22 protein-coding genes are annotated in these 24,824 nt (G+C 40.9%); 14 read left to right on the top strand and 8 right to left on the bottom strand.

Annotation, left to right across the window (positions count from 1 at the left end):
• Nucleotides 1–2: 2 nt before the first annotated feature.
• Nucleotides 3–1,568: an efflux transporter outer membrane subunit gene (locus tag VXK47_RS08105; RefSeq protein ID WP_435548269.1), complete on the bottom strand. Its 1,566-nt coding sequence runs from the start codon at nucleotides 1,566–1,568 to the stop codon at nucleotides 3–5.
• Between the two features lie 221 nt (nucleotides 1,569–1,789).
• Between VXK47_RS08105 and VXK47_RS08100 the strand changes: the two genes are divergently transcribed.
• The 13 genes from VXK47_RS08100 to VXK47_RS08040 all read left to right on the top strand — a co-directional run bounded on the left by VXK47_RS08100 (nucleotide 1,790) and on the right by VXK47_RS08040 (nucleotide 15,406).
• Nucleotides 1,790–3,280, top strand: coding sequence for an MFS transporter (locus VXK47_RS08100; protein ID WP_435548268.1), 1,491 nt, complete (start codon nucleotides 1,790–1,792; stop codon nucleotides 3,278–3,280).
• Between the two features lie 102 nt (nucleotides 3,281–3,382).
• A complete protein-coding gene (locus tag VXK47_RS08095) occupies nucleotides 3,383–3,862 on the top strand; it encodes a nucleoside 2-deoxyribosyltransferase (protein ID WP_435548267.1) in 480 nt (159 codons plus the stop codon).
• Between the two features lie 25 nt (nucleotides 3,863–3,887).
• A complete protein-coding gene (locus tag VXK47_RS08090) occupies nucleotides 3,888–5,714 on the top strand; it encodes a peptidase U32 family protein (protein WP_435548266.1) in 1,827 nt (608 codons plus the stop codon).
• Nucleotides 5,715–6,227: 513 nt separating this feature from the next.
• Nucleotides 6,228–7,622: a F0F1 ATP synthase subunit beta gene (atpD, locus tag VXK47_RS08085; protein ID WP_435548265.1), complete on the top strand. Its 1,395-nt coding sequence runs from the start codon at nucleotides 6,228–6,230 to the stop codon at nucleotides 7,620–7,622.
• Entirely contained in the window at nucleotides 7,619–7,999 is a 381-nt protein-coding gene (locus tag VXK47_RS08080; RefSeq protein ID WP_435548264.1) for a F0F1 ATP synthase subunit epsilon, read from the top strand. Before atpD ends, VXK47_RS08080 begins: the two co-directional genes overlap by 4 nt.
• Nucleotides 7,996–8,328 (top strand): AtpZ/AtpI family protein, encoded by a 333-nt coding sequence (locus VXK47_RS08075; RefSeq protein WP_435548263.1) that lies wholly within the window; start codon nucleotides 7,996–7,998, stop codon nucleotides 8,326–8,328. The genes VXK47_RS08080 and VXK47_RS08075 overlap by 4 nt, the downstream gene beginning before the upstream one ends.
• Nucleotides 8,325–8,642 (top strand): N-ATPase subunit AtpR, encoded by a 318-nt coding sequence (locus VXK47_RS08070; RefSeq protein ID WP_435548262.1) that lies wholly within the window; start codon nucleotides 8,325–8,327, stop codon nucleotides 8,640–8,642. Before VXK47_RS08075 ends, VXK47_RS08070 begins: the two co-directional genes overlap by 4 nt.
• Nucleotides 8,639–9,304, top strand: coding sequence for a F0F1 ATP synthase subunit A (locus tag VXK47_RS08065; protein WP_435548261.1), 666 nt, complete (start codon nucleotides 8,639–8,641; stop codon nucleotides 9,302–9,304). Before VXK47_RS08070 ends, VXK47_RS08065 begins: the two co-directional genes overlap by 4 nt.
• Nucleotides 9,305–9,371: 67 nt before the next feature.
• The gene (locus VXK47_RS08060) at nucleotides 9,372–9,650 is read left to right on the top strand and encodes a F0F1 ATP synthase subunit C (protein ID WP_435548260.1); all 279 of its coding nucleotides are present in this window, start codon (nucleotides 9,372–9,374) and stop codon (nucleotides 9,648–9,650) included.
• Between the two features lies 1 nt (nucleotide 9,651).
• On the top strand, nucleotides 9,652–10,401 hold the full coding sequence (locus VXK47_RS08055; RefSeq protein ID WP_435548259.1) for a F0F1 ATP synthase subunit B family protein: 750 nt from the start codon (nucleotides 9,652–9,654) through the stop codon (nucleotides 10,399–10,401).
• A gap of 14 nt (nucleotides 10,402–10,415) precedes the next feature.
• Complete coding sequence (locus VXK47_RS08050) at nucleotides 10,416–11,942, top strand: alternate F1F0 ATPase, F1 subunit alpha (RefSeq protein ID WP_435548258.1); 1,527 nt, start codon at nucleotides 10,416–10,418, stop codon at nucleotides 11,940–11,942.
• A 160-nt stretch (nucleotides 11,943–12,102) separates the two neighbouring features.
• On the top strand, nucleotides 12,103–12,963 hold the full coding sequence (locus VXK47_RS08045) for a F0F1 ATP synthase subunit gamma (RefSeq protein WP_435548257.1): 861 nt from the start codon (nucleotides 12,103–12,105) through the stop codon (nucleotides 12,961–12,963).
• A 202-nt stretch (nucleotides 12,964–13,165) separates the two neighbouring features.
• Nucleotides 13,166–15,406, top strand: a complete 2,241-nt coding sequence (locus VXK47_RS08040; RefSeq protein WP_435548256.1) for a CHASE2 domain-containing protein — start codon at nucleotides 13,166–13,168, stop codon at nucleotides 15,404–15,406.
• Nucleotides 15,407–15,465: 59 nt separating this feature from the next.
• Here the strand turns inward: VXK47_RS08040 and VXK47_RS08035 are convergent, their stop codons facing one another.
• Together VXK47_RS08035 and VXK47_RS08030 are read right to left on the bottom strand one after the other, a co-directional pair.
• Nucleotides 15,466–17,226 carry a FecR domain-containing protein gene (locus VXK47_RS08035; protein WP_435548255.1) on the bottom strand — a complete coding sequence of 587 codons (1,761 nt, stop codon included), beginning with the start codon at nucleotides 17,224–17,226 and terminating at the stop codon, nucleotides 15,466–15,468.
• 14 nt (nucleotides 17,227–17,240) lie between these two features.
• Nucleotides 17,241–18,686 (bottom strand): surface lipoprotein assembly modifier, encoded by a 1,446-nt coding sequence (locus VXK47_RS08030; RefSeq protein ID WP_435548254.1) that lies wholly within the window; start codon nucleotides 18,684–18,686, stop codon nucleotides 17,241–17,243.
• Between the two features lie 237 nt (nucleotides 18,687–18,923).
• Here VXK47_RS08030 and VXK47_RS08025 point away from each other — a divergent pair, with 237 nt between their 5' ends.
• Nucleotides 18,924–19,385, top strand: coding sequence for an N-acetyltransferase (locus tag VXK47_RS08025; RefSeq protein WP_435548253.1), 462 nt, complete (start codon nucleotides 18,924–18,926; stop codon nucleotides 19,383–19,385).
• Nucleotides 19,386–19,423: 38 nt separating this feature from the next.
• Here the strand turns inward: VXK47_RS08025 and VXK47_RS08020 are convergent, their stop codons facing one another.
• From VXK47_RS08020 to VXK47_RS08000, 5 genes are all read right to left on the bottom strand, one after another.
• Nucleotides 19,424–19,921, bottom strand: a complete 498-nt coding sequence (locus VXK47_RS08020; protein WP_435548252.1) for a hypothetical protein — start codon at nucleotides 19,919–19,921, stop codon at nucleotides 19,424–19,426.
• A 61-nt stretch (nucleotides 19,922–19,982) separates the two neighbouring features.
• Nucleotides 19,983–20,435 (bottom strand): DUF5661 family protein, encoded by a 453-nt coding sequence (locus tag VXK47_RS08015; protein ID WP_435548251.1) that lies wholly within the window; start codon nucleotides 20,433–20,435, stop codon nucleotides 19,983–19,985.
• Between the two features lie 18 nt (nucleotides 20,436–20,453).
• Nucleotides 20,454–21,170, bottom strand: a complete 717-nt coding sequence (locus tag VXK47_RS08010) for an esterase/lipase family protein (protein WP_435548250.1) — start codon at nucleotides 21,168–21,170, stop codon at nucleotides 20,454–20,456.
• A 39-nt stretch (nucleotides 21,171–21,209) separates the two neighbouring features.
• Nucleotides 21,210–23,891 (bottom strand): S41 family peptidase, encoded by a 2,682-nt coding sequence (locus tag VXK47_RS08005; RefSeq protein ID WP_435548249.1) that lies wholly within the window; start codon nucleotides 23,889–23,891, stop codon nucleotides 21,210–21,212.
• A gap of 269 nt (nucleotides 23,892–24,160) precedes the next feature.
• Nucleotides 24,161–24,382 (bottom strand): amphi-Trp domain-containing protein, encoded by a 222-nt coding sequence (locus VXK47_RS08000; RefSeq protein WP_435548248.1) that lies wholly within the window; start codon nucleotides 24,380–24,382, stop codon nucleotides 24,161–24,163.
• Nucleotides 24,383–24,824: the final 442 nt, after the last annotated feature.

Here is a 24,824-nt window from a genome sequence, read left to right as displayed (position 1 = left end):
CATCAATTAAGATTATACGTGTTGTTTTTAAGAATTCCGCCGCCCAGAGCTTTATACAAAAGGATTGCGTTTGTAAGCTGTTCACGTTGAGTTTGCACCATCTGCTGCTCGGCGGAAAAAAGGTCGCGTTGCGCATCAAGCAATTCCAGATAATTTGCAGCGCCGTTTGTATAACGTAAATTTACTATCCTGGTACGGGCGGATTCGGCGGATAGTGTGTCACGCTGAGCCTGAACCTTAAACATCAGTTGTTTGCGGGCGGCAAGTGAGTCCGACACTTCACGAAAAGCTTGCTGCAGAGTCAATTCATAATCTGCCACCGCAATATTCTTGCGTGCCTGCGCAATATCCAGGCCGGATTTGTTACGACCGGCGTCAAACAGAGGAAGCGTGATAACCGGAAGAAAATTCCAGGTCTTACTGCCGGCTTCAAACAGGCCGTCAAGCTGGGCGCTTGCCGTACCAAATGCGCCGGTTAGCTGGATACGCGGAAGAAAAGCCGCCCTGGCCGCTCCAATGTTGGCATTTGCAGCTTTCAAACGGTTTTCTGCTGCAAGCACATCCGGGCGGTTGATCAAAAGATCCGATGGAAGTCCGGCCGGAATATCAAAATCAAGTTTTTGATCGGAAAGAGAAGCAGGTGAAGGCAGATTATTAAGATCAGTTCCCACCAATACCCGGAGAGCATTATGAATCTGTGCGCGAGCCAGAGATAGAGACGCCAGATCGCTGCGGGCTCTGGTGAGCAAGGTTTCAGCCTGACGCGCATCCAGTTCGGACGTGTAACCGACTTCAAACTTTCTTTTGGCTATGCGATAAGAATCCTCGCGTCCTGCAAGGGTTTTTTGTGCCAGCGCAATACGTTCGTCAAATTCCCTTTCCGACAGATAGGTGTTGGCTACTTCTGCTATAAGGCCGAGTGTGAAAGATCGTTTTGCCTCTTCGGTGGCCAGGTAGCCGGAAAGAGCGGCATCGGAAAGATTGCGAACCCGTCCCCAGAAATCAAGCTCGAAAGAAAGAAGATTAAGCGTTGTCTGATACTGTGATGCGGTTACCGCTTCTCCCGTCACCGACAGGTCCGCAGGCGTCCGGCCTCTTTGGCCGCTTGTTGCAGCTCCGATATTTGGGAACAGATCGGCGCGCTGGATGCCATACAATGCACGGGCCTCAGCAACTCTCTGAATTGCAATACGCAAGCTCCGGTTGTTATCCAATGCCCGTGAAATCAGATCCTGAATGCACGGATCGGTGAAAAACTCACGCCATTCTCTGGTTACAGCAGACTTGCCTTCCATAACCGGTTCATACTCCGCAGGATAGGTTTTCGCTATTGGCGGCGTTGGAAGTATATTAGGAGGAGCCAGAGAACAGCCGGAAATGATAGTTGCTAAGGCCAGAGTTGTCAGCAAAATAATGGGCCATCTCACTTTTAAGCATTGGAAAGAAACAAAAGCGCTGCAATTCCAATTCCTTTTCATTAATGCTTTGTTTACGGAACCGGCCTGTGCCGATTTCTTTTTTATGGCATTCAATGTATTACTTTGTGTTTGATATTTATGTATTATCATCTTGGTTCCTTGCTCCGCAGAATTAAAGATTGATTATTTAATTCGTGGGTTATGGGGCCTATAGTCAACAAGTTCCATGAAGGACCCGTTATAAAACTTGACTTTTATAATTGATAATCAGCAAAGGATGTGCCATTGGATGAATTGCAGATAATAAGACGTAACTCTTTAAATAAAGAAATAATAACCATATTGAACTTTTGCAATAATAAAAAATAATTATGTCAATTTATTTTACAATCTGTAAAAAAAATGATGGACTTCTTGCAGGTCTACCAAAAATCTGCCAGATGAACGCATACCCGGAAAAGGAGATTTTAAGGAAAATTCTGTTGCACAATCAAACACCCCTTCTGCAAATCCGTAATATTCGATTGTTTATCCTGTTTCGGATAATGTTTAATACCCGCTTCTATTATCCTGTGTTTGCTATTCTGTTTCTGGATTTCGGATTAAGCCTTGAACAGTTTGCATTGCTCAACGTGGCCTGGGCAATAAGCATTGTGCTTCTGGAAGTTCCTTCAGGCGCCATGGCGGATATTATCGGCCGCCGTAATCTGCTGGTTACTAGTGCAGCTATTATGGTCGTTGAAATATCGCTGCTTTGTTTTGCTCCCCGTGGAAATATTACGCTTCTGTTTGCCATATTTCTGGCCAACCGGATATTGAGCGGTTCGGCGGAGGCCTGTGCAAGCGGAGCTGATGAAGCTATTGCCTATGATACACTGAAAAAACTGGATCGCTCTGATGAATGGCCGAAAGTCCTGGAGATTCAGATGCGGTTTGGCGCCATGGTACAAATGGTGGCTATGATCCTGGGGGCATTGGTTTACGACCCGGTTTTAATGCAAAAGGCTGCGGATTTTATAGGTTTGCAGATTCAGTTAAATCAGGGGATAACCATGCGGTTTCCGCTGTATATGACGCTGGCGATGGCTTTAGGTACGCTTGCGGTTTCACTTAGAATGCTGGAATCAGACAGTATTGAAGCCAATAGGCGAATTGCCGGGACGAAAGCGGGCAAACCGGTTAAAGAAGCATTCAAATTAACGCTGAAAGCCGGGCGATGGATATTGCAAACACCGTTTGTTCTGATGATCATTCTGGCCGGTATGTTCTTTGATCACTGGATCCGAATAATCATCACCTTAACCAGCGAGTATTACAGGCTTATTCATCTACCTGAGGCGTCGTTTGGATTGATTTCCGCCATAGTCTCTTCTTTTGGGCTTTTTATCCCGAAAATAGCCCGGAAAATGGGGCAGACACATACCCAGCTTTTCAATATAAATATCATGTGCGTCCTCTGCATTGCCGGCTTGGCGGGCATGTTGATGATGATCCCTTTTTACGGATTGATTCCGGCAATTCTCCTGTTTTGCGTTATATATATAAATAATTATCTGCAAAGTTATTACTTAAATCCCCTGACCGCATCAGAACAACGGGCAACCGTACTGAGTTTTAAGGGTTTGTCTTTCAACCTTGCCTATGGCGTTATGGGCTTGTTATATGCTGGTTTACTGGCTTATTTGCGCAAACGGACATCACATGTCCTGCCCGGATTATCCGGTCACGAACTTGAAGATATTGTATTTATTAAATCATTGATCGGATTTCCATGCTATTTTATATTTGCCCTTGCAGGGTTGTTCTGGTTTGGATGGATAAAATTAAAAAGGAATAAAGAATACAAAAAAATCCAGGGATAAGTAAGCACAGAGGCAAAGATAAAAAATCCCGGCCTCTTCAGACAGCTTCTTGCCAGGATGCCCTTGTCTTAGGATAGTGCTTTATGCTAATGGAATGAAGAAATGAAAAATATTAATGTCTCAAATGACAATCAAAGCCTGAAAATATATTTTGCAGGAGCAATCCGTGGCGGACGCAGCGATGCTTTGCTGTATCATGAGATGATTAAATTTCTTCGTGATTTCGGGCAAGTGCTAACCGAACATGTCGGGGATACGGGACTTACCGAAGATGGCGATGATGGTCCGAATGACCGGGCCATTCATGACAGGGATATTGCATGGCTGAAGGCCTGTGATCTGATAGTAGCGGAAGTGACTCTCCCATCTCTGGGGGTCGGCTATGAACTGGGCCTGGCGTGTGCACTGGGTAAACCGGTTTTATCCCTATACCGGCCGCAAACCGGAAAACGGCTTTCCGCAATGATTGCCGGAAGCGATGGTATCATTACAGCCGAGTATTCTAATATCGATCAGGCAAAGAAGATTATCCGGCAGTTTATCGTAAATTCCTGCAAGCCTTTTGGCCCGGGTACAGTTTGATGGCATCTGTTAACGGAGCCTGTTCATGATCATACCATTGGAACTGCTTTCTCCTGCCGGAAATGTTAAAATCGGCATCGCAGCCATTGATCATGGCGCTGACGCAGTGTATATCGGCGCCCCCAGCTTCAGCGCGCGTGCTGCCGCCGGAAATTCCATCGAAGACATTGCTGAGTTGATCCGGTATGCCCATCTGTTTGCTGCAAAGGTTTATGTAGCTCTTAATACCATTGTGACCGATCAGGAACTCCCTGAAGCACTGAAACTGACCCGGCAAGTATATGATGCAGGAGCTGATGGACTCATTATTCAGGATGCGGGATTGCTTGAACTCGATCTTCCACCTATCCCACTGATCGCCAGTACCCAGATGCATAATACCACGCCGGAAAAAGTAAAGTTTCTTGAGGCAGTGGGATTTAGCCGTGTCATCCTGGCCCGGGAACTCTCGCTTGCGGAAATTAAAATAATACGTAACCAGACAAAGGTTGAGCTTGAATTTTTCGTACACGGCGCTTTGTGTGTCTCCTATAGCGGACAATGCTACATGAGCCAGGCCATTGCCAAAAGAAGCGCAAATCGCGGTGTCTGCGCCCAGCCATGCAGGCATCGCTATACCCTGAGCGATGAAGACGGCAAGAAAATACTGGAAAATAAACACCTGCTTTCCTTAAAGGATCTGAGCCTGACAGGCTTAATCCCCGATCTGGTAAAAGCCGGGATTACTTCATTTAAAATCGAGGGCCGTTACAAGGATGCTGGGTATGTAAAAAATATAACTGCTGCCTTTAGCCGGGAAATCGACCGGTTCATTTTAAATAACCCCCAATACTGCCGTGCCGGTTCAGGGAAAACAAGCGCAGGATTTGAGCCTGATCCTGACAAAACTTTTAACCGCGGATATACCCGGCATTTCCTTTTTGGCCGGATAGAAAAAGTCGGCGCCATTGATACCTCGAAATCTCTTGGAAAATGTGTCGGCAAGGTTACGGAGATGGGCAAGGGATTTTTTCGCATAGATACGGATCGGATAAGAAACGGAGATGGTCTTTGCTTTTTTACACCCTCAGGCGTTTTATCCGGATTCAGAGTCAACCGGGTAGACAGAGACCGGATTTATCCCAACACCATGGAAGAGCTTAAGATGGGAGAACAACTCTATCGTAACCATGACCATGAATTTCTCCGGATGCTGGAGATGTCCTCTTCCGTTCGGAGGGTAGGAATATCTCTTTGGTTTCAGCAAAGTGATACCATGATTGCCCTTGAGGTGACCGACGAAGATGGTAACCAGGCCAAAGCAACCATCGAAACCTTGTATCAGGTAGCCCGAAATCCGGAGACCGCCGGAAACCGGATAATTGGGCAGCTATCCAGTGTCGGAAATACAATTTATCAACTCGAAGAATTATCCGTAAGTCCCGAGCATCCGGGCTTTCTGCCTCTCAGCATCATCAATCGCCTGCGACGGGAGGCACTGCAATTGCTGGATCAGATCCGCGTGAAACGATATCAGAGAAAAACAGCGGTCTTTTCTCCCAACACAGCGTCTTATCCTGAAACAACATTGGGTTTTCAAGCCAATGTATTAAACCAACAAGCCAAAAGATTCTACGCCCGTCATGGAACGGTAGTCAGCGAACCTGCCCTTGAGGCCGGTGGAAATCCGACAGGAAAAAGGATTATGACCACCCGTTACTGCATCCGCCATCAGCTTGACGCATGCCCGCGGCATACCCCCAAAGCCATTTCTCTGAAAGAGCCCTTAAGGCTGACCGATAATCACAGGAATTACCGGCTCTCATTTGACTGCAATCTGTGCGTGATGCATATCTACCTGGAAGAGCAATAGAGAAGGTGGCATACCTCGCATAAGCGCTAAGTTAATTAATATATAGCAACTGCATGAAAGTAATTTGAATATCAAATATAGAACAAGGAATAATGAAGATCGAAGGAAGATAAACGGTATGATAATGTAAGCAAATCTTTTAAAATTCATCATTATGGCATTTCAAACAACCTGTTTTACCCGCTATCATTTAAAGGTTTGTAATATTTTGTGTGGATTATGAGATATTGTAATATAATCAATATGATCAATTAGCTAAATCCGAATAGTTATAAAAAATTGGATTGCAACCGCGTTATAATAATATCATAATATGGAGATTACTACTCTTGTTGTAATTCAAACAGGGTTGAGATATATAATGTCAAAAAGTATTATTAAAAAGAGCAACGAATATAGCATAGTGCAAATTGATGCTCGTTGTTTGATATTATCCTAACAAATCTCAAATTTTAAAATTTTATGATATATTGCTGTTGGATATTCTCCCTTGATATTCAGATGAGGTAAGTAATGGCAGAAGATTTAAGAGGTTTGCCGCTTTTAGATGGTAGAATTATTGCCGTCAGAGGAAGTGTGATCGAAGTTCGTTTTGAAAACGGGCTTCCTGCCGTATACAATATGCTTACTGCCGGAAATGATGGAGAAATAGCGCTTGAAACAATGGAGCATATAAATTTAAAGACGGTGCGCTGTATTGCTATAACACAGGCCCGCGGTCTTTCTCGAGGAGACAGGGTGTTAGATACAGGCAGACCGATATCTGTTCCGGTGGGTGCCGACCTTCTTGGAAGAATGTTTAATGTTTTTGGTGATCCTATTGATAAAAAAGGAGCACTTAAGCAATACAAACTGAGATCTATCCATAAAAAATCCGTAAGCATATCCGAAAGAACAACAAATACCGAAATATTTCATACAGGAATAAAAATTATCGATTTACTCGCCCCGCTTGAAAAAGGCGGAAAAGCAGGTCTTTTCGGAGGAGCAGGTGTTGGCAAGACCGTGCTTATTATGGAAATGATTCATAATATGGCCAGTGTGCACAAAGGAATAAGTGTTTTTTGCGGAATTGGAGAACGCAGCCGGGAGGGAGAAGAACTTTACAGAGAGATAAACGAGGTAGGTGTGCTGGACAGGGCGGTTCTGGTGTTCGGGCAAATGAACGAACAGCCCGGCGCGAGATTTCTTGTAGGACATACGGCGCTTACAATGGCGGAGTACTTTCGAGACGATGAACACAGGGATGTGCTTATGCTTATAGACAATATTTTCCGCTTTGTTCAGGCTGGTTCGGAAGTCTCAGGATTAATAGGCCGGATCCCTTCCCGTGTGGGATATCAACCAACGCTTGCAACCGAGCTTGCCGAGCTTGAAGAGCGTATATGCAGTACAAAAGCAGGCGCCATTACTTCTATTCAGGCTGTTTATGTCCCTGCTGATGATTTTACCGATCCTGCCGCTGTGCATACTTTCGGCCATATGTCTTCATCGATTGTTTTATCAAGAAAAATGACGACTCAGGGGCTATATCCGTCTGTAGATCCTTTGCAGTCACGTTCAAAGATGCTGACACCCGGCATAGCCGGAGAACGGCATTACAATACTGCCCGTGCAGTCAGGCAGACTCTTGCGGAATATGAGGATCTTAAAGATATAATTGTAATGCTCGGAATGGAAGAACTTTCCAAGAACGATAAAAATACGGTTCACAGAGCCCGCAGGCTTGAAAGGTTTTTAACTCAGCCTTTTTTCACCACCGGACAATTTACGGGGCTTGAGGGAAAGATGGTTACACTGGAAGATACTCTTGATGGCTGTGAAAAGATACTTAATAACGGGTATGCCGATTATCCCGAACAATCGCTTTATATGATTGGCGGTATATGGGAGGCAAAAAAAATATGAAACTAAACATCTTTACACCCGGAGAAATCTTTTCGGAAGAAGAAGTTGAAAAAATAATTATTGAGGGAGTAAACGGATATTTTTGCCTTTTGCCCGGACATATAGACTATGTTGCAGCTATTGTTCCGGGAATACTCTTTTATACTCTCACCGGAGGTGAAGAGGTATTTGTGGCTGTTGATGAGGGTTTGCTGGTAAAAAAAGACCGGGAAGTATTTATCTCCGTCCGGGGCGTAATAGAAGGCGCGGGTCTTGGCAGCCTTAAACGGGCGGTTGAAGAAAATTTTGAGATTCTGGATAACCACGAGAAAAGGGCGCGTTCAATACTGGCAAAACTCGAGGTTGATTTTGCGAGACGTTTTCTGGAGCTGAAATGAATAGCGGCGGAAAAAAAGATTATGGGAAAAAGTTTGCAAAGCGTGTCAGCGAAAAAGAGACATTAAAAATAAAAGCGCGCGAAGAATCGGATTTAAATACGATCACATGGTCAGGCATGCTGGGCATCATAGGCTGGTCGATTATAATACCCATGATGCTGGGTTTAGCCGCAGGCATGTGGATTGATAAACATTATCCGTCAAATTATTCCTGGACCATCATGCTGATGTTCGGAGGGCTGGGGGCAGGATGTTTCAATGCTTATTTATGGGTTAAAAATACTATTGAAGGAAAGAAAAAAAAATCACGGGGAAACGATCAATCATGATGCAGGAAATTTTTAACTACAGGCCAATGGCATTGTTATTTGTTGCAGCTTTTGCTGCCGGATCACTGACTGCGGCATGTTATTTTTATATCCTTTATAAATCCGTGATAAAAACAGCCAGGTCCCAAAAAGCGGCTATGACGTTTATTATCAGCTATATAATTCGTATTGTGCTTTGCAGCGCATGTTTTGCAGCAGCAGCATATTTTGCAGATATAATCGGGCTTATTGCAAGTACAAGCGGATTTTTTACAACAAGAGCCATATTGCTGAAATATTTATCAGACAATAAGGATGCGCAAAGATGGATATGAATCCTGATCAAATAATATTTTTTAAGGCCGGAGTGTTTCCAATAAACGCAACGATATTTTTCACATGGGTAATAATGCTTTTATTGTGCCTGATTTCATGGACCATCACCGGAAAACTTTCATCAGGGCCTAAAATATCGCGCTTTCAGAGTATTCTTGAGACTATTTATACGCTTATATCGTCACAGATAAAAGATGTGACCGGCTCTGATCCTACGCCGCTTGTTCCTTTTCTGGGAACTCTTTTTGTGTTTATATTAACCGCCAATCTGATGGAAGTCGTTCCTCTTTTCCACCCACCTACCGCATCTCTGTCGACAACTGCAGCTCTCAGCATATGTGTGTTTTTTGCTGTACCTGTATTCGGGATTATGAAAAAAGGAGTATGGGGATTTTTGAAAGAGTATGCACAACCATCGGTATTTATGATCTTATTTAATATACTTGGAGAGATTACGCGCACGGTATCTCTTTCCGTAAGGTTATTTGGAAATATTATGAGCGAAACTCTCATAGCAGGGATACTGCTGGTTCTGGTTCCGCTTTTTGTGCCTGTAGTAATGCAGATATTCGGAATAATCATAGGGACTGTACAGGCATATATATTTTTTATACTGGCAACTGTTTTCGTGGGTTCGGCAGCTTCCGGAAAACAACATTAATCGTAGAGACGAAAGTTCTAATGTCTCTGCTTTGACAATACCATGCATGCAGAAGGAGGTAGTTGGAATGGATAGTATAACAATAATAGCGGTGGTTTCGATAATAGCATCTTCAGGTGCAATAGCGATAGGCACAATAGCGCCTGCTATAGGTGAGATGATGGCAATCATGAAGGGGCTTGAAGCAATAGCACAGCAACCTGATGCAGCAAACACTATCACAAGAAATCTTTTTATAGGTATAGCCATGATAGAATCGCTGGCAATTTACTGCCTGGTTATAGCGGTAATACTTATTTTTACAAACCCTTTCTGGAATTATGCCATTTCACATGGGGCGAAATAGCATGAAAATAGATCTATTTACCTTTTTTGCGCAGATTGTAAATTTTATTATACTCGTAGCTTTGCTGAACAAGTTTTTTTTCAAGGCTGTTAAAACTGCTATGGACAAACGCGAGAGGGGCATAAGCGAAAATATTGCTGCTGCACAAAAGAGTAAAAAAGATGCTGCCGAGCTGGTGGCGCAGAGCATAGTTGCAAAGAAAGAGATTGAAGAAAAAAGAAATGAAATGCTTGCCAAAGCCAGAGCTGCAGCAGAAGATGAGAAACAGCAATTGATATCCGCTGCAAAAAACGATGTCCGGAAAACAAGACAGATATGGCTTGATGATGTAGAGGATGAAAAACAGAGGTTTCTTGAAGCTTTGCGCGTAAAAAGCGGTGATTTTGTCTGCCTGCTCGCAGATAAGGTACTTAAGGATCTTAGCGGTGTTGAGCTGGAAAAGAGGATATCTTCGGTATTTGTTGAAAAAATCCATGCTCTTGAAAATTCGAAAGCCGCCGGATGGATAAAAACCGGCTCACAGCTAAAGGTAATATCTTCTTTTGAGCTTTCGGATGATAACAAGAAAAAAATATCGGATGAGGTAGAAGAAAAATTTGGTTGCAAGACAATCTTTGAAAAGCAAACCGGTGCTCACTGTGGGATAGAACTCAAATTTGACGGCTACAGGATTTCCTGGAGCATTGAGGATTATCTGAAGGAACTGGAAGAAGAACTCGAAGGTGTGTTTATACATCCGAAAGAAATATGAAGCCAAAGGCAAGCATGAATGAAAAAAAAAGCTTAACAGGCACACTGGACAGGATGTTTTTAGCAGCAGAAAAAACACTTGATCAGTATCCGGCAGAGCTTGCAATTAAAGAAGCAGGTAATATAACGAGTGTGGGCAGAGGTATTGTCAGGGTAAGCGGTTTGCCGGGAGTAAAGTCTGACGAGCTTGTGGAGTTTCCGGGAGGCCGTATGGGAATAGCCTTTAATCTTGAGCCTGATGAAGTTTTGGTAGTTACACTGTGCAGAAGTGAAGAACTTGAAGCAGGCATGGAGGCCAGACGTACAGGCAGGGTAACGGATGTGCCTGTCGGAGAAGCTATGCTTGGGAGGGTCGTAGATCCTCTTGGAAACCAGCTTGACGGTATGGAAAAGCCTGTAACGACAATGCGATATACCATAGAGCGAGAGTCGCCTTCAATAATGGATCGTGCGGCTGTGACTGTACCACTGCATACCGGTATAGTTGCCATAGATGCATTAATACCAATTGGCAGAGGGCAGAGAGAACTGATTTTGGGCGACAGGCAAACAGGAAAGACCGCTATAACCATTGATACAATTATCAATCAGAAAAACAGCGGGGTTGTTTGTATATATTGTTCTATCGGACAGCAGACATCTGCGGTGGCAAAAGTGGTGGCGGATCTGAAAAAATACGGGGCGATGGAATATACTACGGTAGTTGTTGCTTCAAGCGATGAGCCACCCGGCATTAATTTTATAGCTCCTTATTCAGCCACATCGATAGCAGAATATTTCATGGAAAAAGGAAGAGATGTTCTTATTGTATATGATGATCTCAGCCGTCATGCGCGATCCTACAGGGAGTTGTCTCTTCTGCTCAGAAGACCTCCTGCGAGAGAGGCTTTTCCAGGTGATATATTTTATATACATTCCCGCCTGCTTGAGCGCGCAACTCATCTTTCAGAGGAAAAAGGCGGCGGTTCGCTTACGGCTCTTCCGATTGCGGAAACCGAGGCTCAGAATATAGCCGCATATATACCGACTAATTTAGTATCAATAACCGATGGACAGATTTACCTTTCGCCGAAGCTGTTTCAGGAGGGAGTACTTCCTCCGATAGATATAGGCAAATCCGTATCGCGTGTCGGTGGACACACTCAGTTGCCTGTGTACAGATCGGTGGCGGGAGATCTTAAAATATCATATGCGCAATTTGAGGAACTTGAAGTGTTTGAGCGTTTCAGTACCAGGCTTGATGAGGCAACACGCAGAGCTCTTGAGAGGGGGCATCGTATAAGGGAAATGCTCAAGCAGCCGCAGTATGCGCCTTTTTCTGTGCCCGGACAGATTGGGATGTTGCTTGCGGTAACATCAGGTTCATTAGACGGAGTGCCGCTTGAAAATATAAAGAAAGCAGCTCAAAAGATAAGGGATGATATGGAAAATAAGCGGCCGGATATAGTAGACAAGATAAACAGTGGACAAACGCTTGAAGATAAAGACAGGCTCAGCATAATTTTACTGGCACAGGAAGCCTCTGCCATAGTAACGAGTTAAATTGACCTGAATTTCCGGATACAATTTAACCACACCTTTAATGGTTTTTGCTATGAAAATAATAAACTTGGCGGCATATAAAAAATGCCGCCCTACGGAATATATTTTGTAGAGCTGGATTTTATATCCAGCCGTAATTGCTTTGAATTAACGGATATATATGCAGTCTCTTGAGGTGATAAAAAATAAAATAAGCGGCACCGAATCTTTGCGTTCAATAGTCAGAACGATGAAGATACTTGCAGCGGTCAGCATAAGACAGCATGAAAAGAAGCTGAATTCACTTCAGGCATACGGTAACACAATTGAACTGGGCCTGCAGGTCGTATTAAAGTCGGTTAATACAAAAGAAGAAAAGCGTCTTCCTGTTCAAGACAAGCTGGGTGCGATAATATTTGGTTCGGATATGGGTTTATGCGGGCAGTTTAACGAGCAGATGGCTGCTTTTGCCACAGATAGTATAGGCACGGAAAAAGCATTGATTATGACTGTGGGAGAAAAGGTATTGGCAAAGCTTGATGGAGTTTGGGACTGGCTGCCTTTTCCGGCTACTCTTTCTGCCGGTGTGGAATCCGTGCTGCGGAATCTGCTTGACAGAATAGATATATGGCGCACTGCAAAAGGGGTTGATAGGGTGGCCCTTTTTTACAACAGACTGATTCCGGAAAGTTTGTCATATGAACCTGTAAAAGTGATGCTGCTTCCTGTTGATGAGGATTATCTTGAAGGGCTCAGGAAGAAAAAATGGCGCTCGCGGTCAATTCCGATGTTTAAAATGCCGAAAGAAGAGCTGTTTGCCGTGCTTATCAAAAACCTTTTATATGTGTCACTTTACCGGGCGTTTGTTGAATCGCTTGCTGCCGAAAGTGCGGCAAGGCTTACTTCAATGGAAGCTGCCGAAAAACATATCGACGAGCGGATAAAAAACCTCAACGAATTGTACAACAGCGAACGCCAGGACGCAATAACTTCGGAACTTCTCGATATAATAGCCGGTTATGAAATACTTACAAAAAAATAGGCAACTTCTGCCTGGCCGAACAGATTCAAGACATTTTAGGACCAGAGATCAAGTCCGCTTTTGGCTTTTATTTACCATATTAACAAGTTCATCCTGTTACTCCATCAATATTGACATATTGCATAAGGTGCAATAACATCCAAAGCTTTCTGAAAGGATTTAAATATTTTTTTAATGATTGGTTTATGCTTCTAATATTCCTATGAATAAAACAAAGCTGAATTCTGTAATAATTTCTGTTTTTGTTATTATAGCAATAATTGCATCTTATCTGTATGGCATCCATTTTCTTGATCTTATGGAATTAAAAACCATAGATTTGCGATTTGAGTCAAGAGGCGCGGTTGCTACATCTTCGAATGTTGTTCTTGCCGTTGTTGATGAAAAAAGCATAAATAATGAAGGAATATGGATCTGGCCAAGATCAAAAATGGCAGACCTTGTCAATAAACTTTCAAATGCAGGTGCAAAAGTAATAGCATTTGATATAGGATTTCTTGAAGCTGATGAAAAAATCACTGTAAGAACAATAGAAAATATTCAAAACAAAATTAAAACATTCAACTACCTAAATTCTTCATTATCAGCATACCTTGAAGATCTTAAATTTCAGACAGACAGTGACAAGCTGCTTGCCAGCGCAATTCATAATTCTAAAGCAAAGGTTGTGCTTGGATATTTTTTTCAGACTGATAAATTATCATCCGGTCATATTGACGAAAATGAGATCGGAAAACATCTGTCTAATATCAGGACTTCCGAATATAAATCAATATTTTATTTATCAAAATCTTCACAAAAAGCGCCACTTATAGAAACTGCATTTCCGCAATCAAACATTGAGGATATTTCGGGTGCAGCTGATTATTCCGGATATTTTAACATGTTTCCTGATGAAGACGGAGTAGTCAGAAGGCTTCCTGCTGTTTTGAAATGCAAAGATAGTCTTTATGCTCCTCTTTCCCTTGTTTCAGTGAGCGCTTTTCTTGAAAAACAACTTTCTCTAAAGATATATGAATACGGTGTCGGGGAAATTGCTATAGGAAGTCTTTTAATACCAACGGATGAAATAGGATGTATATCAATCAATTACAGAGGACCTGCCAAAACCTTTAAGCATATTCCGGTTACAGATATACTAAATGGAAACGCAGATCTTAATCTTATAAAAAACAGGATTGTGCTTGTAGGTGTAACAGCTGTAGGAATCTACGATCAAAGAGTTACCCCCTTTTCCGGTGTTTTCCCCGGTCTTGAGATTCATGCTAATATTGTTGACAGTATTTTATCAAAGGATTTTATATATCAACCGGCCTGGGCTACCATCTTTGACATATTAGCTATAATTGTCGCAGGGCTTTTACTTGGATTTATAATACCAAAAACAAACGCTATAACAAGTATCGTCGCATTATCCTTATTATTTACAGGGCATATTCTTTTATGCCAGTGTCTTTTTTCAGAAAAAGGATGGATATTAAATATTGTTTACCCTATTACTGCAATTATTTCTGTTTATATCAGTCTGATACTCTATAAATATTTTACAGAAACGAAAACAAAAAGATTTATAAAGGATGCATTTTCCACCTACCTTGCCCCTTCAGTAGTAAATCAGCTGATAGAATTTCCCGAAAAGCTTGATCTTGGCGGACAGGAACGTGAAATCACCGCATTTTTTTCTGATATCCAGGGGTTTACAACTATATCCGAATCTCTTTCTCCCAAAGAACTGGTTGCATTATTAAATGAGTTTCTTACAGAAATGACTGAAATTATTTTAGAATATGAAGGAACGGTAGATAAGTTTGTAGGCGATGCTATCGTAGCCTTTTTCGGAGCTCCGAACGACCTGCCTAACCATGCCGAAGTCGCCTGCATGGCATGCATTAAGATGCAGAAAAAACTGGTTGATCTAAGAGCAAAATGGGATAAGGAAAATAAAGCGGCTCTTAAAATGCGCGCAGGTATTTGCAGTGGCCCTGCCGTTGTGGGTAACATGGGATCAAGAACCAGAAAGAACTATACAATGATGGGAGATACGGTTAATATTGCCTCAAGGCTTGAAAGTGTTAACAAAATCTATGGGCTCTATTCCTTAATAAGCGACACTACTGCAAAGGCGCTTGGAAGCAATATAGTAATACGCGAGATAGACTCGGTAAGTGTGGTAGGAAAAAATGAACCGGTAACCATTTATGAGCTTGCCGGATATCCCGAAGACGTAGATGATAAAATGCGCAATATTTTTGATTTTTATGCAAAAGGGCTTGCAGCATACAAAAAAAGAAACTGGGATCAGGCGATATCACACTTTATAGCAGCTCTTGATATAACAATAAGCGACGGGCCAAGCAAAACAATGCTGGCCCGCTGCAATGAATATAAAACCAATCCGCCGGGAAACAACTGGGACGGAATATTTACAATTAAATCAAAATAAATCGCTTACAAAACATATAACTTATCATACTAAATGTTTTCTTTTCCAACCAGCCTTTTTTATGGAGCTGTTGTCGGGCCCTGGTTGGTTCCGCTATATATCCCGGTGGCATGCCCACCTGCTGAAACAGAGTTGATGCTCCATGCACCTCCAATGGCTTGCCCGGCAGGCCCATACAATGATCCTGAACTGGTAAAATTTGCTTGTTGTTGTCCATCGATTTGACCTGGACCATTAAGCTCAAACTGAGCACCGGTTGTAAAATCACCTCCCGCATTTGTCACACTTGCACTATGCCCATTCACCGGATCTGAAACAGATAGATTAAAATTTGAAACAATACCATCCATAAAGCTTACTTTGGCATCAAAAGAACCGGTCATGTTAGAGCCGCCTGTACTTGTCCAAGAGGTTCCATAAGCAGCCCCGGAATATGAATACCAGCCTGCAAGGTTTTGCAAAACAGCCATATCAGTGGCTGAGGTTGGATCTCCGACCATATAGTATCCCCGGTTGTCAACATAATATGTATAATCAGTGCCGTTCATAGGCTCAGGTTGTGTCCAGTATCCCCATTCCATATATGTATTATGTCCGAGTTCTGTAAAGCTTACAGGATAAGCACCTGAAATAGTATCAAAATAAGTTTCAAGATTAGTTAACTTTGCGTTAGTCATTCCGCTTGAAGCATCCACTTTCATAACATAATTGCCAGGGGCAACGGCTTCTGCGCCTGGGTTATCCAGATTCTGCAAGGAAGTGCTTGTATAAGTACTATTATAAAATTGAGCAGAAGAAACACTATCTGTCAGCATTGCAGTAAAATAACCAATTTTATTAACAGGTCCGCTGGCTGCATCAATTGCCGAGCCGGTTAGAGTCTGAGATAAATTTTCAGAATAATTATCGGTACTTACTACAGATAAATCTGCGATAACTGTGGTTATAATGTTTTCAACCACATCGCCTGTATCCCCTGCACCGGAACCGGAAATCCCGGAAACAATAAATCCGCCACCTTCAGTTTGCTGAATAAATTGATTTGCGATATTTGGATCCGTAGGCTCAACGCTGCCTGCGCCAAGATTGTCAACAAAAAGGCTTTCGCCTGCTCCGACATTATTTGTACTGCCATCGGCATTTGAAGTTACATCAATTACACCGTCAAAGCCATGAATTATGGTTTCAAAATTATCCGAGCCATTTTCAGCAAGATATATGAGACTTCTATCCGAAAGATCTGCTACTTTTTCACCGGCTTTTTTTACTTCAACACCGAATTTAGTACCTCTTACACCCATTACGGCAGTAGGAGTCTTCACAGAGGCCGAAATACTTTTATACTTAAATAGACGCACCACATAAAACATGGCTTTGCCTTTTAGCATACTTATAACGGATTTTTTCTCTTTTAAAGCATTATCTTCAGATACTTCTTCAACCACAATTTTTCCGTTTTCACCCATTGTTATAATATCTTCCGTTTTAAACCTTATACGGCAACGGGAATCCTTAAGGGTATAAAAAACATCCTGCTGATAAACTGCATCTCCGGTCATTACATAACAAGCTTTACCTGTATCTCCATGCACAACCACAACATGGCCGGAGGATTTCCGGATGGTTCCAACCGGTAATCCATCTGCTTTAATGAAATAATCTTTAACTTGTAAAGATTTCAGCTCATCAGGAAGAAGACCGGCAGATACCGAGTTTCCACGAAGATTTTCGGTATCAGTTTTGTTATCGGCTAAAGATATACAAGCCCATCCAAGCAACATTATAAATGTGAACAATAAAAATAATAAGTGTCTCTTCATAAATTCCTCCCTGATTAAAAACGGCAGCCTAAGCTTAAAGAGTAAGTGGTGCGGTCATAATCATAAATATCGGCATTGGAATTGTTATCTGTATATGTAAAAGCAAATGAGGTATAGAAATATTTTAAAAAGCCCTGGCTCACTATAGCGGTTATACCATTACGCTTATCATCTCTGCCCTTGTTATAAAGCAGAGGTTTTTCATCAAAGTCTTTCTTTGCCCACAGATACTGTAAAAACAGTTCGGTATTTGTGGGAAACCTTGTCAGGTATGACAAACCAAGGTATGGCCCGTCATAGGTGAATCGGCCATCATCCGCATCCATGTAATCATAGCCGGCTGTAAGAGAAATAACATGCTTCCGGTTACCAAGATAAAAAGTAGGTACCATTTCAAAGCGGTACCTATCATTATCCAGTCCGGATCTGCCGGTTGAATAAAAATTTTCCGTATTGAAAGAAAAAAGGCTTCTTAAGCTGAAATACTGGCAGAAATAATGCTCGTATTCCGGATCAACATGTAAAGCATACGAAAGCCGGTCGTTTCCGTATTCTCTTTCCGTATAACCCACAGGAAGTTTAAAAATATCTTTTTGAGCCACCCACCAGGGTCCGGTGCTTACATCAATTGATAAGAAATTAAACTCGCTGTAATCAAAATGTGCTTTGTTATAAAAAGAGAGGGAGGTATTCCACATAAGTCCTTTTGCCTCTCCCGCATCGACAAGAATATTTCCTGCTACAGTAGTTACCGAAGCTTCATCTTTCAGTTTGGCAGTGAGCTTATCCGGGGTAAGAAAACCTCCGAACACCTGATATGAATCCATATCAGGGCCTGAATTTATATTGTCATCCCAGATGAATCCTTGTGCTACCCTGAGATTCCAGGATACTTTTTTAGATCTTTTATCAATAGCAGACAGCATCTTTGATATATTATTCATAACTGCTTTCGGAGGAGACGAAGCCTTCACGATATCGAGTTGCTGGCGCGCTTCATCAAAACGTCCCATATTAAAATATGTTGCAGCAAGCTCAAGCCTTACCCTGTTTAACTTCGGATCAATAGAAAGCATTTGTTTGAATTTTTTTACCGCAAGCTCACTCTCGCCCGTTCTCATTGCGCTGGTGCCGATCCAGAACATTACATCCATAGTCTCGGCAGTGCTTGCAATTTCCTTAAAAATCGGAAGAGCCCTGGCAAAATCTCTGTCGTAATAAAGGGCAAGAGCATCAGCAAGTTTTTTATCGAGAATGCTGATTTCTTCAGGAGTCATTTTATTTAGTTTTTCAACAACTTGTTTATCAACAATACCAGGCCCGGCTTCATTATTAATTGTTTGATTATTTTCCACGGCAGCTTCTGTGTTATCCTGCTGAGCCACAGCCAAACCGTTTTGTATAAAAAACGATAAAACAATAAATATTAAAAAAGAGGCGGGTGTAATCTTTAAAGGCATGTAATAATCTCCTTTTTATTTAAACTACCCATGATGAATGGAAAGCCATTTCAGATATAATTATCTGTATGAACAAATCCAAATAAGAACGACACCATTAAAAAGTTACAAATAAAATATATATCAACATATCTTTATATATCATACAGTTTTATAATTATTTATGTCAAATCTTTTTCCTATACCATCTTAATATTATAACTTGATTAATATAAAAACATTGCTATAAGGGGGTACATGATAAGAAAAGCACAAATAGATGACATAAAGGCAATTCATAATCTTCTTCAGATTTACAGCAGCAAGGGAGAGCTGCTCCCTCGCCCTTTCAGCAAACTTTATGATCATCTGAGAGATTTCATTGTTTATATTGATAAAGACAGCGATAAAATTATAGGCTGCTGTGCTTTGCAGTTCTGCTGGGAATATCTGGCAGAAATAAGATCTCTTGCAGTTCATCCTGATTATTTAAGGCAAAAAATAGGTACAGCGCTTGCTGAAACAGTGCTTGCAGAAGCTAAACTTTATAAAATTGAAAAGGTTTTTACTTTAACATACAAACCAGGGTTTTTTGAATCAATTGGATTCACCCAAATAGATAAAAGTGAACTGCCTCTTATTAAAATCTGGTCGGACTGCCTGCTTTGCGTAAATTTTCCCAATTGTGATGAAATCGCATTAATCAAAGATATCAGCTGAAAAAGAACACATCCAAACCTTCTTTGCGTTAAATCCTTTTAGATATTTGTTGTTTTGTTAAGAAGATCAATTACTGTTTTTAACAGCAAAAAGAGATACCCTGCATCTTCTTTACTAAGTTCTATCGGATATTCATCTTCAGGCACTTCAACAAGTGTATCCACAACATATTTCATAACATACGGCTGCTCAGAAACCTGGATACCGGTAATTCTTTCTAATAATTTATCATGAGTTCCATCCAGACTTTCTATAAATTTTTCATTATCTTCATAGCAACCAATAATGTCTTTTGAAGATATTTTATTTATCCTCTTTTGATAACCTAATTTGAACATTCTGTATACATTGTAAAATATATAAACAGACAATTCCCTGACTTCCAGATCAAGATCTTTAGTAAGTTCAAGCATAAAAGACAATAAATGCGGCTGTTGTTTTGAAAGCTCTTTTATTCCTTTTGTTATCCTGCTTGTATTAAACATGGCAACTTCTTGCCGGGATTCATCCACCAATTCTTCTGAAATAACTTCCATATACCCTCATGTTTTGATCAGCTGCATGTCCTTTTTTGCATCTGATGATTTGTATTTCGGATCAAGATTGTACAGATTCTTTCAACTGATCGGCAACCGATTGATTCAGCAATTTTTGAGCCTCGATAAGCATTTTATATTTTGAAGTAATCTTGTCCATGTTTTTCGACAGAACCGCCTTCAGCAGATACCCCTCTATTTCAGCGACCTCAAGCCTTTCATAATAATCCATAGTCTCTTTGAGATGTGCGATTACAATCTTGCCGGTTAAAATCGGGTGATTGTTGGTTACATTTGCATCCTCAAATCTTGTCCCATGTTCAAGCTCAACTTCCAGACCTTTTCTAAAAGCTTCAAGAGGTATATTCATTCCCTGGTTATTAACAATTTTGAGAATAATGGATGCTTCTTCATTTGAAACATTTGGATCAGTAATTTTGGACCAGTCGCGCAATCCGACTTCCTTACAGATTCGTTTTACTTCATCAGCAGTAATATAGTCAGGCAAATTCATAATTTTCTCCTTTTATGATTAATCTTGGTTAAATATCCCATTATTTATAAAAGCTGTTATCTGGCAAAGAACTTTTTTGTCGTTCATTATAAACGGGTGTGTTTTATGTACAACCAAAAAATCTTTCATACCGCAAAGCTTTGCACTTTCTACGGAAACTTTTCCATCGTTTTCCCCAGGAATAAGAAGCGACAGTAAAGGATTAATTGTTTTATCGCCTGTAATAATCCCGACTTCATAATCAACAGCTCCCAGGCTTTTTGGAAGACTGTCAGGCCCGGTTCCCAACTGTTCCCCTGCGGGTCCGTTTATCCATTTAAACAAGCATATATCTCTCAATTTGTCCACTACTTCACTTCCGCTGTTCGGCGGGCTGAGCATCACGACACGGCCAAGCCTCGGCACTTTATTATTATGTGCAAGATAATATCTGAGCAGAATGCCCCCGATAGAGTGAGTGACAAAGTGAATTCTGGTTGCACCAAAGGAAAAACATTTTTCAATTGCTTCCGGTATTACATCAACAGAAAGCTCTTGTATAGTCTTTTTACGTGATGGAAAGCCGGTATTAACCACGCAAAATCCGTTTTTTTCCAGGTGGCGTTCAAGTTTTAACAAGGATTTTTTAGTTCGTGCTAACCCATGCAGCAGTATAACGCATTCAACAGCCTTGCTCAAATCCTTTACGGGATAAAGGGGCAAGAGTAATAACGGATGCTGCATAAATTTGTTCATTGTCCTAAAAATCACCTGGTTCATTTAAGGGTAGCCTTGCTATTTCCGGATAAAAATAAAATCCCCGCCTTCATCTCCGGATTCTCTTATCTCACCAAATTGCGGGATCTGGTTTACCGGGCTGTTATTTATTACTGCTTGCCGAAAGCTTGAAAATAATTCTTCCGAAGATAAATATTGCTTTGAATTATCGTTTAGCCTTTTCAATAAATATTCTACGAATACACTTTTATCCGGAACCTCGTTTAATGTTCCGCTGGTAATGGCTTTACGGCTTGGTATAGTGTAAAGCTTCTGAATTGCAGGAGATGATTCTTTAAATGCAGAGCGGGTTTTGAAAATACCGCCGCCAAAGCATGCATCTGTAATCAGCAAGGTGTGTTTACTGTTAATTCCCCGGACAAAATCACGGATAGTACTGTTTGATACCCATTGAGCCCTGTTGCTTTTTTTTGCATTGCTGGGCAACCAATAGCCCTGCCTGAAGCGCTCATCCCAGTATCCGTGACCGGCATAAAAAATCAGAAGATTATCATCGGGCCGGATAATACGGCTCAATTTATCAAAAGCCTCGATCAATTCAGTCATATTTGGATTTAGAAGCAATATTGTATTGTCAGGCTCAAAAGAATAATTGGCCGTTAAAATGTGATGCAATGCTTTTGCATCTTTTACCGGATTGTCCAAATCGTTTAATTCCTGCGATAAATATTTCTCAACAGCAATAATCAACGCAAAATATCTGCCTTTTGAAATATTCGAATCTGCCTGTACCGGTGTTTTGTCTGATAAATGATTTGAGATAACTGATTCGGGCATTTCACGTGTTACAACAAAGGATCGTTCTGCTACATTATTATAAATATCAGCGGCCTTTATTTTAATGTTATTTCCACCGACTCCTAATCTTATTTCAGCCAGAAAATCTCCATCTTTAGACAATGAGGCTTCTACTCCATTAACAAAAACTTCATATATACTGCTTTCATCCGTAACTTTCCCTTTCACCAGCAGTGTCTTGTCCGTGTGTATAATTTTAATGCCGCGCTTAACAAGAGGTTCATAAACGGTTATATCAGGAGGCAAAATATCCGTTTTACCCAAAACAGCCGGTTTGCCGGAATTTTCATTTATCAAATCCTTGTGGGCTAAGGTATTATTTGATTTTGCAGCAATTTGTTTTGCTGATAAAAGCAAATCAAGATAACGGGCGGATGAAGACCTTTCCAATATTTCACCGGCAAGCTCTATTACAGGATCTTTTTTCACATGTTCTTCTTTCCGTTTGCCGACAAGAATTGTCAATTTTTCTCCCGTAACCTTGCCATATTCATTTTGCATTGCATTCTGAAGATTTTCCTCACGGGTTTTATCAACACTATTTTCATTTAGAACAGTAAGATCAGGTATTACGCCATTTTTCTGGATCTCGTTGCTGTTTGGCGTGATATATTTTGCCGTGGTCAATCTGATGGCAGATCCGTCTGAAAGTGGGATAATAGTTTGAACAGAACCTTTTCCAAAAGTTCTTTCACCTATTACAAAGGCTTTTTTATAGTCCTGAAGTGCCGCTGTGAATATTTCGGCTCCGGATGCAGTTGCCGAATCAACAAGAATAATGATTGGAAGTTTATAATTATCCTTGTCCTGATGAGCATTAAAGGTTTGATTCTGAATTTCAACACGGCTTTTAGTAAAGACAATAGGCCCTGAATCAAGAAAAACATCAGCAGTTTTTACCACCTGATCCAATATTCCTCCCGGATTGTTTCTGAGATCTATGATAATTCCTTTTACGCTTGTCTTTACCGTGATGTTATCAAGAGTATTTTTAAAATCATCGGATGTATCGGATTGAAAATTGGCAATCTTAATGTATCCGTATTTTCCATCAATAATTTCAGATTTAACGCTTAGAAGCGGTATCAACCCACGGGTGATACTCATTTGTTTCGGTTCTGGCCATCCATCCCGTTGAACTGATATAGTCACTTTACTATCTATAGGACCGCGAATTCTTTTTACCGCTTCTTTCAGGGTCATGCTCTTTGTCAATTCATCTTCAATCCTGATGATTTTATCCCCTGCCTTAAGCCCTGCCATATATCCTTGCGTCCCCTCTATAGCAGAAACAACTGTTAAAATATCGTCTTTAACTGTAACCTGGATTCCGATACCGGTAAGACTTCCATTTGCTCCTATTTTCAGTTCCTGATAATCATCGATATTTAAATAAGACGAGTGAGGATCTAAAGAAGCGAGCATTCCATCAGCCATAGATTGAACAAGCGCTGAAGGAGCCGTATCCGGATAGAAACGAATCGTTGATTCAAAAATGTCTAAAATTGTTTTTTTTGCGTTTGTGCGAAATATTTCTTTTCGTGAGTTTGAAAGCCTTGAATTGACAAATGCCAGAACAATACTGTTTTGATTCTTTTCTATGATTTTGAAGTTTTCAGATCCAAGCTTCTGCTCAACTCCTTTAAGAGCGCCGGTTAGCATGACATCATCAATTTCGGCATAATAATTATATTTTAAGATAAGATCATATATTTCAGATAAAATATTGCCGGTTTTCTTTTCATCCGGATAAGATCCAATACGATTGGAACCTGAGTCTGAAACACGGTTACGGGCAGAAAAAGCTGAAGCACTTGAAAAAATGGATAAATGTAATAGAAATAAAATTATTAGAATTATTTTTACTTTTGTAATCTTCATTTTATTACACCTTTTCATCTCTTAGCTTCATTTATTCTTTGATTTCAATTTATCTTTTCTAATGAACATTCTAAATACTGTCAATTTCCTCGCTTACAGATTGCCCCAAGGATTTATCACCGGATAGCCATTGCCATTTTGTTCAACAAATTTTAATCTTTTCCCAGGTAAAAGTTATAGTATTTGTCCGTTTAGCATAACGCACCCATACCCAATTACAAACAGGCAATCGGAACGTTATTATGACAAATGATATAGTGTTGAAAAGCTTATTTCAGTTTCCACTTCAGTTGAAATTCTATCTCTTCAACAGTTTTGCCTCTTTCATGTTCGATATTGATTATCGCATCGCCTGGAACATTCACCCTTACTCCTGCTATTTGTATCCGGAATCTTTTGTCCTCTTCCAATGAATCGGCAAGTCTTCTGAGTTTCTGAATGAATTGTTTTTTCGGGTAGTCTTTTTCAATATCTAATGTTTTTTTCGCCATTTTATTCTCCTGCTCAGCGTTATAAGTATGGGTTATCGCTTGCCTGTTCTACCGTAATATTATTTTACAACTACTGTAATACATTAACAAACGTATTAGCCAAAAACAAGGGGATCTTCTTTATAAACCAGGGTAACCGCATTTATATTTCATAGACATTTAAAAAAGCTGAAAAACTCCACGCTTGTCATTCCGGCGAAGGCCGGGCACGCAGTGAAGCTTTAGCGCTAACCAGTAATTCCATTAGGTTCCGGATACCGGATCAAGTCCGGCATGACGGTTTGGGTGTTTCGCAAAACTATTAACCCTACAACGATATTTAGTTTAATTTAATATTGTACAATGCAACATAATCTGCTATACTTTCCGGAACAACCGCAAAAAGGAGGTAGCTTATGTTGCCGGAATGCAGGATTCAAGACGACCCATACCATATTCCAAA

The sequence above is a fragment of the Desulfobacterium sp. N47 genome (assembly GCF_051233685.1).
Classification (GTDB): domain Bacteria; phylum Desulfobacterota; class Desulfobacteria; order Desulfobacterales; family RPRI01; genus RPRI01.
This window is presented reverse-complemented; position numbering and strand designations above follow the sequence as displayed.

Coding starts and splice junctions, on each gene's coding strand:
- VXK47_RS08075 (WP_435548263.1), top strand. CDS start 7,996: ATGAATAGCGGCGGAAAAAAAGATTATGGGAAAAAGTTTGCAAAGCGT.
- VXK47_RS08015 (WP_435548251.1), bottom strand. CDS start 20,435: ATGAATTTGCCTGACTATATTACTGCTGATGAAGTAAAACGAATCTGT.
- VXK47_RS08005 (WP_435548249.1), bottom strand. CDS start 23,891: ATGAAGATTACAAAAGTAAAAATAATTCTAATAATTTTATTTCTATTA.
- VXK47_RS08060 (WP_435548260.1), top strand. CDS start 9,372: ATGGATAGTATAACAATAATAGCGGTGGTTTCGATAATAGCATCTTCA.
- VXK47_RS08040 (WP_435548256.1), top strand. CDS start 13,166: ATGAATAAAACAAAGCTGAATTCTGTAATAATTTCTGTTTTTGTTATT.
- VXK47_RS08050 (WP_435548258.1), top strand. CDS start 10,416: ATGAATGAAAAAAAAAGCTTAACAGGCACACTGGACAGGATGTTTTTA.
- VXK47_RS08080 (WP_435548264.1), top strand. CDS start 7,619: ATGAAACTAAACATCTTTACACCCGGAGAAATCTTTTCGGAAGAAGAA.
- VXK47_RS08055 (WP_435548259.1), top strand. CDS start 9,652: ATGAAAATAGATCTATTTACCTTTTTTGCGCAGATTGTAAATTTTATT.
- VXK47_RS08035 (WP_435548255.1), bottom strand. CDS start 17,226: ATGAAGAGACACTTATTATTTTTATTGTTCACATTTATAATGTTGCTT.
- VXK47_RS08020 (WP_435548252.1), bottom strand. CDS start 19,921: ATGGAAGTTATTTCAGAAGAATTGGTGGATGAATCCCGGCAAGAAGTT.
- atpD (WP_435548265.1), top strand. CDS start 6,228: ATGGCAGAAGATTTAAGAGGTTTGCCGCTTTTAGATGGTAGAATTATT.
- VXK47_RS08000 (WP_435548248.1), bottom strand. CDS start 24,382: ATGGCGAAAAAAACATTAGATATTGAAAAAGACTACCCGAAAAAACAA.
- VXK47_RS08100 (WP_435548268.1), top strand. CDS start 1,790: ATGTCAATTTATTTTACAATCTGTAAAAAAAATGATGGACTTCTTGCA.
- VXK47_RS08010 (WP_435548250.1), bottom strand. CDS start 21,170: ATGAACAAATTTATGCAGCATCCGTTATTACTCTTGCCCCTTTATCCC.
- VXK47_RS08025 (WP_435548253.1), top strand. CDS start 18,924: ATGATAAGAAAAGCACAAATAGATGACATAAAGGCAATTCATAATCTT.
- VXK47_RS08045 (WP_435548257.1), top strand. CDS start 12,103: ATGCAGTCTCTTGAGGTGATAAAAAATAAAATAAGCGGCACCGAATCT.
- VXK47_RS08065 (WP_435548261.1), top strand. CDS start 8,639: ATGAATCCTGATCAAATAATATTTTTTAAGGCCGGAGTGTTTCCAATA.
- VXK47_RS08090 (WP_435548266.1), top strand. CDS start 3,888: ATGATCATACCATTGGAACTGCTTTCTCCTGCCGGAAATGTTAAAATC.
- VXK47_RS08095 (WP_435548267.1), top strand. CDS start 3,383: ATGAAAAATATTAATGTCTCAAATGACAATCAAAGCCTGAAAATATAT.
- VXK47_RS08105 (WP_435548269.1), bottom strand. CDS start 1,568: ATGATAATACATAAATATCAAACACAAAGTAATACATTGAATGCCATA.
- VXK47_RS08070 (WP_435548262.1), top strand. CDS start 8,325: ATGATGCAGGAAATTTTTAACTACAGGCCAATGGCATTGTTATTTGTT.
- VXK47_RS08030 (WP_435548254.1), bottom strand. CDS start 18,686: ATGCCTTTAAAGATTACACCCGCCTCTTTTTTAATATTTATTGTTTTA.